This window comes from Lapillicoccus sp. (assembly GCF_046595215.1).
GTDB lineage: Bacteria > Actinomycetota > Actinomycetes > Actinomycetales > Dermatophilaceae > Lapillicoccus.
In genome coordinates this window covers 1-13522 of record NZ_JBKJPP010000141.1, presented here as the reverse complement: position 1 = coordinate 13522, position 13522 = coordinate 1, and the positions used below count along the sequence as shown (strand labels likewise).

At 68.3% G+C, this 13522-nt stretch carries 15 protein-coding genes; 2 read left to right on the top strand and 13 right to left on the bottom strand.

Annotation, left to right across the window (positions count from 1 at the left end; genetic code table 11):
* Positions 1–104: 104 nt before the first annotated feature.
* The 7 genes from rpsS to ACLL9L_RS12805 form a co-directional block, all read right to left on the bottom strand.
* Positions 105–386: a 30S ribosomal protein S19 gene (gene rpsS, locus ACLL9L_RS12835; protein ID WP_411285051.1), complete on the bottom strand. Its 282-nt coding sequence runs from the start codon at positions 384–386 to the stop codon at positions 105–107.
* 15 nt (positions 387–401) lie between these two features.
* Positions 402–1232 carry a 50S ribosomal protein L2 gene (gene rplB, locus ACLL9L_RS12830; protein WP_411285050.1) on the bottom strand — a complete coding sequence of 277 codons (831 nt, stop codon included), beginning with the start codon at positions 1230–1232 and terminating at the stop codon, positions 402–404.
* A 34-nt stretch (positions 1233–1266) separates the two neighbouring features.
* Entirely contained in the window at positions 1267–1569 is a 303-nt protein-coding gene (gene rplW, locus ACLL9L_RS12825; RefSeq protein ID WP_411285049.1) for a 50S ribosomal protein L23, read from the bottom strand.
* The gene (rplD, locus tag ACLL9L_RS12820) at positions 1566–2432 is read right to left on the bottom strand and encodes a 50S ribosomal protein L4 (RefSeq protein WP_411285048.1); all 867 of its coding nucleotides are present in this window, start codon (positions 2430–2432) and stop codon (positions 1566–1568) included. Before rplD ends, rplW begins: the two co-directional genes overlap by 4 nt.
* Positions 2433–2437: 5 nt before the next feature.
* Positions 2438–3094, bottom strand: coding sequence for a 50S ribosomal protein L3 (gene rplC, locus ACLL9L_RS12815; RefSeq protein WP_411285047.1), 657 nt, complete (start codon positions 3092–3094; stop codon positions 2438–2440).
* An 8-nt stretch (positions 3095–3102) separates the two neighbouring features.
* The gene (rpsJ, locus tag ACLL9L_RS12810) at positions 3103–3411 is read right to left on the bottom strand and encodes a 30S ribosomal protein S10 (RefSeq protein ID WP_009775966.1); all 309 of its coding nucleotides are present in this window, start codon (positions 3409–3411) and stop codon (positions 3103–3105) included.
* 381 nt (positions 3412–3792) lie between these two features.
* Positions 3793–4569, bottom strand: coding sequence for a VOC family protein (locus tag ACLL9L_RS12805; RefSeq protein WP_411285046.1), 777 nt, complete (start codon positions 4567–4569; stop codon positions 3793–3795).
* A gap of 125 nt (positions 4570–4694) precedes the next feature.
* On the opposite strand from ACLL9L_RS12805, the gene ACLL9L_RS12800 reads away from it, so the two are divergent.
* Together ACLL9L_RS12800 and ACLL9L_RS12795 are read left to right on the top strand one after the other, a co-directional pair.
* Positions 4695–5423, top strand: coding sequence for a DUF2785 domain-containing protein (locus tag ACLL9L_RS12800; RefSeq protein ID WP_411285045.1), 729 nt, complete (start codon positions 4695–4697; stop codon positions 5421–5423).
* Positions 5424–5563: 140 nt separating this feature from the next.
* Entirely contained in the window at positions 5564–6496 is a 933-nt protein-coding gene (locus tag ACLL9L_RS12795) for a Gmad2 immunoglobulin-like domain-containing protein (protein WP_411285044.1), read from the top strand.
* Between the two features lie 83 nt (positions 6497–6579).
* Here the strand turns inward: ACLL9L_RS12795 and ACLL9L_RS12790 are convergent, their stop codons facing one another.
* The 6 genes from ACLL9L_RS12790 to ACLL9L_RS12765 all read right to left on the bottom strand — a co-directional run bounded on the left by ACLL9L_RS12790 (position 6580) and on the right by ACLL9L_RS12765 (position 13304).
* Entirely contained in the window at positions 6580–7890 is a 1311-nt protein-coding gene (locus tag ACLL9L_RS12790) for a M18 family aminopeptidase (protein ID WP_411285043.1), read from the bottom strand.
* 236 nt (positions 7891–8126) lie between these two features.
* Positions 8127–9323 carry an elongation factor Tu gene (tuf, locus tag ACLL9L_RS12785; RefSeq protein WP_411285042.1) on the bottom strand — a complete coding sequence of 399 codons (1197 nt, stop codon included), beginning with the start codon at positions 9321–9323 and terminating at the stop codon, positions 8127–8129.
* 117 nt (positions 9324–9440) lie between these two features.
* Positions 9441–11543, bottom strand: coding sequence for an elongation factor G (gene fusA, locus ACLL9L_RS12780; RefSeq protein WP_411285041.1), 2103 nt, complete (start codon positions 11541–11543; stop codon positions 9441–9443).
* Between the two features lie 127 nt (positions 11544–11670).
* Entirely contained in the window at positions 11671–12141 is a 471-nt protein-coding gene (gene rpsG, locus ACLL9L_RS12775; protein ID WP_411285040.1) for a 30S ribosomal protein S7, read from the bottom strand.
* A complete protein-coding gene (gene rpsL, locus ACLL9L_RS12770) occupies positions 12141–12515 on the bottom strand; it encodes a 30S ribosomal protein S12 (protein ID WP_411285039.1) in 375 nt (124 codons plus the stop codon). The genes rpsG and rpsL overlap by 1 nt, the downstream gene beginning before the upstream one ends.
* 309 nt (positions 12516–12824) lie before the next feature.
* On the bottom strand, positions 12825–13304 hold the full coding sequence (locus tag ACLL9L_RS12765; RefSeq protein WP_411285038.1) for a hypothetical protein: 480 nt from the start codon (positions 13302–13304) through the stop codon (positions 12825–12827).
* Between the last annotated feature and the right edge of the window lie 218 nt (positions 13305–13522).

Below are 13522 nucleotides of genomic sequence, written 5' to 3'. Positions count from 1 at the left end.
ACACGGACGTGCCGCGCCTGCGCCTTGGCTTCCATCGCTGTCCCTTGCTTTCGTTCGAAGTTAGATCAGGTGGGTGTGATTAACCCGTGGTAACAGACCGCCGCTCAACGGCGACGGGCCTTCTTGTCGTCTTTGACGTGACCCTTGAACGTCCGGGTCGCCGCAAACTCACCGAGCTTGTGGCCAACCATGGACTCGGTCACGAACACCGGGACGTGCTTGCGGCCGTCGTGCACGGCGATCGTGTGTCCGAGCATGTCGGGCACGATCATCGAGCGGCGGGACCAGGTCTTGATGACGATCTTGGTGCCGGCTTCATTCTGGACATCCACCTTCTTCTGAAGGTGGTCGTCGACGAATGGGCCCTTCTTCAAGCTACGAGGCATTTCCCAGGGCTCCTATCAGCGCTTCTTGCGACGACGACGGACAATGAGCTTGTCGCTGTCCTTGTTTGGATGCCGGGTGCGGCCCTCGGCCTGGCCCCACGGGCTGACCGGGTGGCGTCCACCGGAGGTCTTTCCCTCGCCACCACCGTGCGGGTGGTCGACCGGGTTCATCGCGACACCACGCACCGTCGGGCGCTTGCCCTTCCAGCGCATGCGGCCGGCCTTGCCCCAGTTGATGTTGCTCTGCTCGGCGTTGCCGACCTCACCGATCGTCGCGCGGCAGCGCAGGTCGGTGTTGCGGATCTCGCCGGACGGCATCCGCAGCTGGGCGTAGGGACCGTCCTTCGCGACGAGCTGCACCTTGGAGCCGGCCGAGCGGGCGATCTTCGCGCCGCCGCCGGGCTTGAGCTCGATGGCATGCACCGTCGTGCCGACCGGGATGTTGCGCAGCGGGAGGCTGTTGCCCGGCTTGATGTCTGCGCCGGGTCCGTTCTCGATGCGGTCGCCCTGCCTGAGCCGGTTCGGCGCCAGGATGTAGCGCTTCTCGCCGTCGGCGTAGTGCAGCAGCGCGATGCGGGCGGTGCGGTTGGGGTCGTACTCGATGTGCGCGACCTTTGCCGGCACGCCGTCCTTGTCGTGGCGACGGAAGTCGATGACGCGATACGCACGCTTGTGACCGCCACCGATGTGGCGGGTCGTGATGCGGCCGGCGTTGTTGCGTCCACCGCTCTTGGTGAGCGGACGGACCAGTGACTTCTCCGGCGTGGTGCGTGTGACCTCGACGAAGTCGGCGACCGACGAGCCACGACGGCCCGGGGTGGTCGGCTTGTACTTGCGGATACCCATGATGTGTTTCCCTCAGTCCTCGTTCGTCTAGGGCTCAGGCGCTCGCGCCGAAGATGTCGATGGACCCTTCTCTGAGGGAGACGATCGCGCGCTTGGTGTTCTTGCGCTTGCCGAGCCCGAAGCGGGTGCGACGCGTCTTTCCCTGGCGGTTCAGTGTGTGAACTTTGTCGACCTTGACCTTGAAGACCTGCTCGATGGCGATCTTGATCTCGGTCTTGTTGGCCCGCGGGTCCACGAGGAAGGTGTACTTGCCCTCGTCGAGCAGCCCGTAGGACTTCTCCGAGACGACCGGGGCGATCAGGATGTCGCGCGGGTCCTTGATGTGGATGTTGCTCACTTCTCGTCCTCCCCAACTGCGTTGTCGGCCGGGACATCGGCCTCGGTGGAGGACGCGGAACCGGCCTCGACGAATCCGGCGGCCTCGGCGGCCTCAGGAGTGCGGAACCACACCTCGGCGACCGTCGCGTCGTACCAGCGACCGTCGGGGCGGTGGTACTTCATCGAGTCCTGGTTGCCCTTGATGTCGAATCCTTCGGGAGCCGAGCCGTCCTCGAGCGGAGCGGCCGAGTCGGCGACCAGGCCCCGGTCGCTCGCGGCGTTGCCCTTGACCGGCCCGGCGACGAAGGCGTCGAACGCGGCCTGCGTGAAGACGATGTCCTCGGCGCAGAGCACGTCGTAGGTGTTGAGCTGGTCGGCGACCAGCACATGCACGTGGTCCAGGTTGCGCACGCTCTTCTGGGTGACCTCGTCACCGCGAGCGAGCACGACGAGGAAGTTCCGTCGCTCGGTCAGTCCGTTGAGGATGGTCAGCGCCTGCTTCGCCGACGGGGCCTGCCCCGTGACGATGCTGTCGATGACATGGATCCGGTCGTGGCGGGCCCGGTCGGAGAGGGCACCGCGCAGGGCGGCCGCCTTCATCTTCTTGGGGGTCCGCTGCGAGTAGTCCCGCGGCTGCGGGCCGTGGACGACGCCACCGCCGGTGAACTGCGGGGCCCGGGTCGAGCCCTGACGGGCGCGGCCGGTGCCCTTCTGGCGGTAGGGCTTGGCGCCACCGCCGCGGACCTCTCCACGGGTCTTGGTCGAGTGCGTGCCCTGACGGGCGGCAGCGAGCTGCGCGACGACGACCTGGTGGATCAGTGGCACGTTGGTCTGGACATCGAAGATGTCGGCGGGCAGCGTGAGCTCGGTCTTGGTAGCCATGGTGCTCAGGCTCCCTTCGCGGCCGTGCGGACGAGGACGACGCTGCCCCGGGGCCCCGGGACGGCACCCTTGACGAGCAGCAGGCCCTTGTCGGCGTCCACGGCGTGGATCGTGAGGTTCTGGGTGGTCTGGCGCTCGCCGCCCATCCGGCCGGCCATCCGCATCCCCTTGAAGACCCGGCCCGGGGTGGCACACGCACCGATCGAGCCCGGCTTGCGGTGGTTCTTGTGCGAGCCGTGCGACGAGCTGACGCCGTGGAAGCCGTGCCGCTTCATGACGCCGGCGAAGCCCTTGCCCTTGGTGGTGCCCGTGGCGTCCACCTTCTGGCCGGCCTCGAACGTCTCCGCGGTGATCTCCTGACCGAGGGCGTAGTCCGCGAAGTCGCCGGTGCGCAGCTCGACGAGGTGACGACGCGGCGTGACGCCGGCCTTCTCGAAATGGCCCTTCATCGGCTTGTTCACCTTGCGGGGGTCGATGTCGCCGTAGGCGATCTGGACCGCGCCGTAGCCGTCGGTGGCGTCGTCGCGAACCTGCGTGACGACGCACGGACCGGCCTTGATGACGGTGACCGGGACCAGGCGGCCGACGGCGTCCCAGACCTGGGTCATGCCGAGCTTCTCGCCCAGCACACCCTTGACGTTTCTGACAGTCGTGTTTGGCATCGGTAGTCCTACAGCTTGATCTCGATGTTGACGTCCGCCGGCAGGTCGAGACGCATCAACGAGTCGACGGCCTTGGGCGTCGGGTCGATGATGTCGATGAGGCGCTTGTGGGTGCGCATCTCGAAGTGCTCGCGGCTGTCCTTGTACTTGTGCGGCGACCGGATGACGACGAAGACGTTCTTCTCCGTCGGCAGCGGCACCGGGCCGACGACCGTCGCTCCGGCACGGGTGACCGTGTCGACAATCTTGCGCGCCGAGTTGTCGATGACCTCGTGGTCATACGACTTCAATCGGATGCGGATCTTCTGTCCCGCCATCTCCGTTACGTCTTTCTCTCGCCGGACATCTGTACAGGTGGTTCTCGGTCTCCGACCCCCGAGGTCGGGTGTGTCGCACCCGCTCCGCGGCCCGACGACGTGCACCAGAGGTGCCGCGCCGTACGGGATGTGTCGAGGACCCGGGAGAACCCAGGCGCCTGCGCTTCCCCATGGCCACCGCCGGGTCCCGGCACTGTCTTCATGGAGGCGGCGGAACGGACATGAGTCCTTCCCGCGCGTCAGGCAACCGGTCTAGTGTGCCAGAGGCGACACGGCACTATCAAATCGGTGGCGGCCCGGTCCGGATTCGTGCTCAGGCAGCGCGCCGCGGGCCTCGCTCGGGGCCACGTTCAGGCCACCAGCTCAGCGTATGCCGGACGGTCACGCGGGTGGGAGGCTCGCCGCCGCGGGTGGGAGGCTCCCCGTCAACGGGTCACGGTCGGTCAGGCAGTAGACCCCGCCAGCGGGGTCACGCATGACGCTCCAGTGCTCGTGAACGGCCAGCTCACGGGCGCCCAGGGCCGCGTGCTGGGCCCGCGTCGCCACCCGGTCCGTCGTGGCGAGGTCCACGTGCGCCCCTGCCCTGTCTCCGCCGGTGAGCCGCTGGAGGAGGAGGCGGACCGGCATACCGGCAGGCGGGGCGAGCAGCTCGAACTCGGGCAGCCGACCGCGATGGCGCTCCCATCCCGTCAGGCGCGTCCAGAACGCCGCCTCGAGGTCATGGACCGCGGCGGGCAGGTCGAGGCAGACCTGGTCGACGCGGGTCGTCGGGTGCCCGACCGGGGGCGGCCGCTCCGAGGCGCCGCGGTGCGGGACGAGGCAGAAGCCCAGCCCCGCCGGCGACCGCAGAACGACGAGGCCGTCGTCCTGCTCGACGACGTCCTGCCCGACGACGCGTGCGCCCAGGCCCACGGCTCGCTCGGTCCCGGCCCGGAGGTCGTCGACCTCGAGGTCGAGGTGGGCCCCGCCGCCGCCGTCAACGACGGCATGGACGCGCAGGTAGGAGGCACCCGCTCTTGGCTCGAACGTCGCGAAGGTGTGCGCGTCGCGCCATGGCGACAGGTCACTGTCCGTGACGCTTGCCCAGAAGGCCGCGGCCGCGTCGACCTGCTGGCGCGGGCGGTCGAGGAAGAGCTGCGTCCAGCGGATCGCGGTCACCGTCGCAGCATAAGGTCGTGGGGCGGCCGAGCGGCCCGGCTCGGCGCGCTTGCCTGCCTACCTCCCTACGGAGCATCTTCCCCACGTGATCAGCGAGGTGCACCTCGATCGGCTCGTCGTCGAGCTTGCCTCCGCGGACCCTCGGATCCGGGACGAGCGAGCCCTGTCAAACCTGGGGGCCGCGATCGTCGAGGGCGAGCTCACCGCAGCCCAACGCCGCCGGCTGGGGACCGCGATGGTCAGGCGTCTCGAGCACCCCGAGATCCAGGCCCGCACCTTCGCACCGCTGGTCCTGCTCCATCCTCACCGAGACGGGCGACACCGACGCCCGGTGGGTCGAGGGGGTGACTCGGTGGTATCTCTCCGAGCAGGACCTGCGCGGGCACGACGAGCAGACTGGCTGGCTGCATGCTGTCGCCCACGGCGCCGACTTCTTCCGGGCCTGTGTGCGCCACCCCGAGGTCGCCCCCGCCCCCCTGCTCGCGACCCTCGCCGCCCGACTGATCGCTGACACGGCCTACGTCCTGCGGGACCAGGAGGATGACCGGGTCGCCTACGCGATGGCCTGCGTCCTGACCAGCTCCAGGCTCTCGGCAGCTGACGCCACGGCATGGATGACGCCGGTGCGGGCGGTGCTGGAGTCGGCGACACCCGGGCCGCTGCCGCCGAGGGTGAGCAACACGCCGCACACCCTGCGCGCCCTCCACGTCCTGCTCGACCAGCCGCTCCTGGTCAACGGTGAGTCCACGAGCGTGCCGCACGCCAACGCAGTCCGCCGCGCGCTCTTAGCCACCCTGCACTCGGCAACGCCGTGGATGTGGGCCCTTCCTCCTGCTGACCACGAACCTCGGTGACCCCTCCCCCAGGTCAACCTCGCGGCCGACTGAGACGTCTCCTGTGTGACAGCCCCGACTCGGGAGCCGTCCACCAAACTCAGGAGGATCCGATGGGACCAGCGGACGGGCCGACACGTCGGTCGCTCACACTCGGTGTCATGACGCTCGCCGTCGCCGCGTCGATGTCGGCCTGCGCAGGTGCGGCCACCTCCCCCGGAGCGGCCGCCGGGCTGCCGTCCTCCACGCGGGCGGCCTCGGCGTCCACGACGACCCCGACCCCGGTCACCACCCCCACCCCCGTCACCACCCCCACCCCCGTCACCACGCCTACCCCCGTCACCACGTCGGTCACGGGTCCCGCGAGCAGCGTGGTTGTGCCGGTGTACTGGATCGGCGAGTCGCGGCGTTCGTTCGCGTTGTACCGCGAGTTCCGCACTGTGGCCGACGTGGGCACCCCCGTGGCCTCCGCCGTTGCCGCCGCGACACGGGTGAAGCCTCTCGACCCCGACTACCTGACCCCCTGGCGTGCCGCCTCGCGTGTGACTGCGCGGCAGACCGGCGACGCCATCACCGTCGACCTGTCGGCGGACGCCTTCGCCAACACCCAGGTCGGCAGCGCGCTGGCCGAACGCGCCGTGCAGCAGCTCGTCTACACCGCGACCGCCGCGGCTCAGGACGCCGGGCACCCCGCCCGCACCGTGACGATCACCGTGGACGGGAAGCCGTTCGACGCGTGGGGAGCGGTCCACCTCGGCGACCCGATGATGCGCGCCGAGATGTCCGCCGTACAGGCCCACACCTGGGTGACGACCCCACAGGAGGGCGCCACGGTGCCGGCCGGCCAGGTGGTCTTCAGGGGGTACGGCACGTCGTTCGAAGCCAACTTCCCCTGGGAGATCCGCACCGCCGTCGGAGCAGTGGTGGCCAAGGGTTTCGCGACGGGCAGCGGCGGCGGGGCGTTCGGCGAGCTCACCTTCACGGTCACGCTGAAGCCCGGCTCCTACACGGTGAAGCTCTCCGGCGATGACGCCTCGGGCGGCGCCGAGGGTCCCGGAGCGGCCACCGACGACAAGCGCCTCATCGTCCGCTGATCGCACCTCGAGCCCGGCTCACCCCACTCCCGGGTGGCCCACCGTTGCTGCGGCACCGGGTTACCACTGACGCAAGGTGCAGGTCAGACGGGCGCCAGGAACGCTCCCAGCGCGCCGGCATACATGGCAGGGTCCTGAGCGCCGCACAGCTCGCGGGCGCTGTGCATCGAGAGCATCGGTGCGCCGACGTCGACCGTCGTCGCGCCGGTGAGAGCCGACGTCGTCGGGCCGACGGTGCTGCCACACGGCAGGTCGGTGCGGGTCACGAAGAGCTGCACCGGGACGTCGGCCTGCTCGCAGGCCAGGAGGAACGTCGCGGCCCCGACGCTGTCCGTGGCGTAGCGCAGTTGGGCGTTGACCTTGAGCACCGGGCCGGCGTTGAGGGCGACCTGGTGCTGCGACTCGTGTCGGTCGGCGTAGTTGGGGTGCGTGGCGTGCGCCATGTCACCCGAGGCAATGACCGTCCCTGCGAGGGCGCGCAGGTGGTGCTCGCGGGTGCCGCCCCGGGCGAGGACGACCCGCTCGAGGACGGCGGGCAGGAGGGTGGACATGGCGCCGCGCTCGGAGAGGCTACCGACCTCCTCGTGGTCGAAGAGGACGAGGACCAGCACGTGCGCGGGCTCCCGCTCGAGGGCGTCGAGCAGGGCGCGGACCCCGGCGTAGGTCGTCGCGAGGTTGTCCAGGCGCGGGGCCGCGATGAGGTCTCCACCACGGCCGATCCGCCGGGAGGGCTGCACGTCGTGGGTCATGACCTCCCAGCCGAGGACGTCGTTGGCGTCGACCCCGACCTGGTCGCCGAGGTAGGCGGGGAAGTCGCCGGGAAGCTCGCCCTGGCCCCATAGCGGGGCGAGGTGCTGTTGCGGGTTGAGGGCCAGGCCCCGGTTCTGCTCCCGGTCGAGGTGGATCGCGAGCTGGGCGACGCGCAGGACCGGCTCGTCGACGGTGAGCAGCCGGGTGGCGACCCCCGACGCCTCCCGGACGGCGACCCGCCCAGAGAGGCCGAGGTCGCGATCGAGCCACGAGTTGAGCAGCGGCCCGCCGTAGACCTCGACCCCGAGCAGCTGCCAGCCGGCCCGGGTCACGTCAGGCTTCGGCTTGATCCTCAGGTTGGGGCTGTCGGTGTGGGCCCCGACGACGCGGAACGGTGACGCGGGCCCGGCGCCACCGGAGGCGCCATCGGCCCCCTCGGTGCTCCAGGCCACGAGCGATCCGCCGCGCACCAGGTAGTGCCGACCCGCCTCGGTGGGGAAGGCGTCGACCTCGCTGAGCTCGGCGAACCCGGCATCCTCGAGCATCGCGCCCGCCCGCGCCACCGCGTGGAACGGCGACGGCGACGCGTCGATGAAGGCGATCAGGCCGGCGGCCTCGGTGTCGGTGTCGAAGGGATGAGCCATGCCCGCCACTGTAGGACGACGTGAGTCCTACGGTTGACGTCTCGTGGAGCCGGTTGACGCTGCGTCAACGGGGTTGACGCCCCCTGCAGACCGCGTCAAGAGCCTCGACGCAGCGTCAACCCCGAGCCTGGGGTCAGCCTGGGCGTCGATGGCCTCAACGTAGGACGCCGATGGGGCCCGGACCGAAGTCCGAGCCCCACCGGCGGTGGAGCGATGGCTGCAGCCGCAGCCTCAGATCACTTGATGATCTTGGTGACGCGACCGGCGCCGACGGTGCGGCCACCCTCGCGGATGTTGAACTTCAGGCCCTCTTCCATCGCGATGGACTGGATGAGCTCGACCGTCATCTCCGTGTTGTCGCCGGGCATGACCATCTCGGTGCCCTCGGGGAGCTTGACGACACCGGTCACGTCCGTCGTGCGGAAGTAGAACTGGGGGCGGTAGTTGTCGTAGAACGGCGTGTGACGACCACCCTCGTCCTTCGACAGGATGTAGACGTTGGCCTCGAAGTCGGTGTGCGGGGTGATCGAGCCCGGCTTGCAGATGACCTGCCCGCGCTCGACGTCCTCGCGCTTGGTGCCACGAAGCAGCAGGCCGACGTTCTCGCCCGCGCGACCCTCGTCGAGGAGCTTGCGGAACATCTCGATGCCCGTGACCGTGGTCTTCGCCGGCGGACCGGTGTGGATGCCGACGATCTCGATCTCCTGGTTGACCTTCAGGACACCGCGCTCGATGCGCCCGGTGACGACCGTGCCACGACCCGTGATCGTGAAGACGTCCTCGACCGGCATCATGAACGGCTTGTCCATGTCGCGCACGGGCTCGGGGATGTAGCTGTCGACGGTGTCCATCAGCTCGAGGACCGACTTGCCCCACTCCTCGTCGCCCTCGAGCGCCTTCAGGGCCGAGACCTTGACGACCGGGAGGTCGTCGCCGGGGAACTCGTAGGACGAGAGCAGCTCACGCACCTCCATCTCCACCAGCTCGAGGATCTCCTCGTCATCGACCATGTCGACCTTGTTGAGCGCCACGACGATGTAGGGGACGCCGACCTGGCGGGCCAGGAGGACGTGCTCCTTCGTCTGCGGCATCGGGCCGTCGGTGGCCGCGACGACAAGAATCGCCCCGTCCATCTGAGCCGCACCGGTGATCATGTTCTTGATGTAGTCGGCGTGCCCCGGGCAGTCGACGTGCGCGTAGTGACGCGACTCCGTCTGGTACTCGATGTGCGCGATGGTGATCGTGATCCCGCGCTGCTTCTCCTCCGGCGCCTTGTCGATGTCATCGAACGCGAACTGGGGGTTCAGCGTGGGGTACTTGTCGTGCAGGACCTTGGAAATTGCTGCCGTCAGCGTCGTCTTACCGTGGTCGATGTGACCGATGGTGCCGATGTTGACGTGCGGCTTAGTCCGCTCGAACTTTGCCTTCGCCACTGTGGTCCTCCTCAGGACTTGCTGGTGTTACGCCGTTACGACCAGGGCAGGACGTGGCGCTGCTTGTTGGGTTGTGCTGGTGAATCCGAAGAGACAGCCTACGGGACTACGAGCCCGTCACTCTCCACGTTGCTTCTTGATGATCTCCTCGGCCACGGCCCTGGGGACCTCGGCGTAGGAGTCGAACTGCATCGAGTAGTTCGCGCGACCCTGGGTCTTGGACCGCAGGTCGCCCACGTACCCGAACATCTCCGACAGCGGGACGAGGCCCTTGACGACCTTGGCACCGCTGATGTCCTCCATGGCCTGGATCTGGCCACGGCGGGAGTTGATGTCACCGATGACGTCGCCCATGTAGAGCTCGGGGGTGCGCACCTCGACGGCCATCATCGGCTCCAGCAGCACGGGGTCCGCCTGGCGGACGGCCTCCTTGAGCACCATGGAGCCGGCGATCTTGAACGCCATCTCGGAGGAGTCGACGTCGTGGTAGGCGCCGTCGAGCAGGGTGGCCTTGATCCCGACGAGCGGATAGCCCGCGAGCACGCCGTACTGCATGGCGTCCTGGATGCCCTGGTCGACCGAGGGAATGTACTCCCGGGGGATGCGACCACCGGTGACCTTGTTGTCGAACTCGTAGAGCTCGCCCTCGTGGGTGTCCAGCGGCTCGATGGTGACCTGGACCTTCGCGTACTGACCCGAGCCACCCGTCTGCTTCTTGTGGACGTAGTCGAGCTTGACGACGGCGCGGCGGATCGTCTCGCGGTAGGCCACCTGCGGCTTGCCCACGTTGGCCTCGACGTGGAACTCGCGACGCATCCGTTCGACGAGGATGTCGAGGTGCAGCTCGCCCATCCCCTTGATGATGGTCTGGCCGGTCTCGTCGTCCTGCTGGACCTGGAAGGTCGGGTCCTCCTCCGCCAGCTTCTGGATCGCCATGCCGAGCTTTTCCTGGTCGCCCTTGGTCTTGGGCTCGATCGCGACCGAGATGACCGGGTCGGGGAAGGTCATCGACTCCAGGACCACCTGGTTGCCCGGGTCGCACAGCGTGTCGCCGGTCGTCGTGTCCTTGAGCCCGGTGAACGCGTAGATGTGGCCCGCCGACGCCTTGTCGACCGGGTTCTCCTTGTTGGAGTGCATCTGGAAGAACTTCCCGACCCGCTCCTTCTTGCCCTTGGTCGAGTTGACCAGCTGGGCGCCCGTCGGCACCTCGCCGGAGTAGACCCGCACGTAGGTCAGCTTGCCGAAGAACGGGTGCGACGCGACCTTGAACGCGAGGGCCGAGAAAGGCTCCTTGACGTCCGGCTTGCGGATGATCTCGACGCTCTCGTCGCCCGGCTTGTGGCCGATCATCGGCGGGACGTCGAGGGGCGACGGGAGGAAGTCGATGACCGCGTCGAGCATCGGCTGGACGCCCTTGTTCTTGAACGCGGTGCCACACAGGATGGGGTTGATCTGGCCCGCGATGGTGAGCTTGCGAATGCCGGCCTTGAGCTCGGCGACGGTGAGGTCCTCACCCTCGAGGTACTTCTCCATCAGGGTGTCGTCGGACTCGGCGACCCGTTCGACGAGCTCGTGGCGGTATTGCTTCGCCTTCTCGAGCAGGCCGGCCGGGATCTCCTCGATCTCGTAGTCGGCGCCCATCTTGACCTCGCCGCGCCACGTGAGGGCGCGCATCTCGATCAGGTCGACGACACCGGAGAACTCGCTCTCGGAGCCGATCGGCAGCTGCAGCACCACCGGGGTCGCGCCGAGCCGGTCGATGATCGTCTGCACCGTGAAGTAGAAGTCCGCACCAAGCTTGTCCATCTTGTTGACGAAGCAGATGCGCGGCACGCCGTATTTGTCGGCCTGGCGCCAGACGGTCTCGGACTGCGGCTCGACGCCTTCCTTGCCGTCGAACACGGCGACCGCGCCGTCGAGCACGCGCAGCGACCGCTCGACCTCGACGGTGAAGTCGACGTGGCCGGGGGTGTCGATGATGTTGATCTGGTGGTTGTCCCAGAAGGTCGTCGTCGCGGCGGAGGTGATCGTGATGCCGCGCTCCTGCTCCTGCTCCATCCAGTCCATCGTCGCGGCGCCGTCGTGGACCTCACCGATCTTGTAGGTGATGCCGGTGTAGAAGAGGATGCGCTCAGTCGTCGTCGTCTTGCCGGCGTCGATGTGCGCCATGATGCCGATGTTGCGGACCTTGGTCAGGTCCGTCAGGACGTCGAGTGCCACGGGTGCTGTCTCATCTCAGTCTGGTCGGGATGCGGTGCTCTGCTGCGGTGCTGCCGGAGGGTGCGGGCCGGGGCTCTCGGGCCGGGTATGCCGGGTGCGCGCCTCGCGCACCCGGCATACCGTGCGGTCACCAGCGGTAGTGCGCGAAGGCCTTGTTGGACTCGGCCATCTTGTGGGTGTCCTCGCGGCGCTTGACGGCGGCGCCGAGACCGTTGGAGGCGTCGAGGATCTCGTTCATCAGCCGCTCGGTCATCGTCTTCTCGCGACGCTGGCGCGAGTAGCCGACGAGCCAACGCAGCGCGAGCGTCGTGCTGCGGCCGGGCTTGACCTCGATCGGGACCTGGTAGGTCGCGCCACCGACGCGACGGCTCTTGACCTCCAGGGCCGGCTTGATGTTGTCCAGCGCGCGCTTGAGCGTGACGACGGGGTCGGTGCCGGTCTTCTGCTTGGCACCCTCGAGGGCGCCGTAGACGATCGTCTCGGCAATCGACTTCTTGCCGTCGAGGAGGATCTTGTTGACGAGCTGGGTGACCAACGGCGAGTTGTGCACCGGGTCGACGACCAGCGGCCGCTTCGGGGCGGGGCCCTTACGAGGCATTACTTCTTCTCCTTCTTGGCGCCGTAACGCGAGCGGGCCTGCTTGCGACCCTTGACGCCCTGGGCGTCGAGCGAGCCGCGTACGATCTTGTAGCGCACCCCCGGGAGGTCCTTCACCCGACCGCCGCGCACGAGCACGATGGAGTGCTCCTGCAGGTTGTGGCCGACACCGGGAATGTATGCCGTGACCTCGATCCCCGAGGTCAGCTTGACGCGCGCCACCTTGCGAAGCGCCGAGTTCGGCTTCTTGGGGGTGGTGGTGTAGACGCGGGTGCACACTCCACGCCGCTGGGGCGAGCCCTTGAGCGCCGGGGTCTTGGTCTTGGCGACCTTGTCCTGGCGGCCCTTGCGGACCAGCTGGTTGATCGTAGGCAAGCTGTTCTCCGTACGTCGCATTGGTCTTGCTCTCACAGCAGCTGCTGCTCGAGCTCCTTGGTCTACCCCGGACGAACCCGCATGCGGGTGCGTCGTCAGAGGCGCTCTCCCCTGCACTCCCCGCCACGATCGGCCCGCACTGCGGAGAACACGATCGAGATGGATTGCCCGGCGAGAGGTGAGCAGGCTCCGGAGGCGTCGTGCCCCCGAACAGGCTCAGGTGTCCGGGTGGACCCAGACACAGTTCTCAAAGATACCGTGTGCGCGACATGCGACCAAATCACCCACCGGCCCGATCCGGGGACCGGATCAGCCGAGGCGCCAGTCCCCGGCATACATGTGCAGGACGGGGACCCCGAGCAGCTCTCGGGCCTTGCTGGCCCAGTCCCTGTGGAAGGTGTCCTCGACGGCGTGCGGCTCGGTGACGATGATGACCTCGCGTGCCGAGAGCCGCTCGACCTCGGAGGAGAGGGTGGGCAGCGGGTCGTCCTCGGTGATCGTGCCGGTGGCTTCCACGCCGGCTCCCCCGAGCGCCTCGAGCGAGGTCGCGAGCGCCAGCTCCGCGTCGGACCGGGCCTCGGTCCGGTCGACCGGTCGGAGCGCCTCCATCGCCTCGCGCATCTCGAACAGGCTCAGGTGGTTGAGCACCGAGGAGAGCACGTTGCGCTCGGTGTCCGCGGGCACGAGGACCCGGTAGACCAGCTGCTCCCCCTCGTGCAGGCCGACGATCTTCGTGACGTCGATCGGGCGCAGGGGCTCCTCGGTGAGGATGATGATGGCGTCGGTCACGACATCAACCCTAGGTGATGCCGGCAGGGGCCATCGTTCGGTATTGTCACCATGACCTGTGCCCGCCTCGACGAATCGACACCGAGTTGTCCACTGCCCCCTCGGGTGACGCGCCACGTCGCGCTCTCGCGTCCGAGCTTGCCAAGTTCGGGGTCGTCGGACTGGCGGGATTCGTCGCCGACGTGGGGGGCTTCAACCTCCTGCGCTTTGCCGGTGGC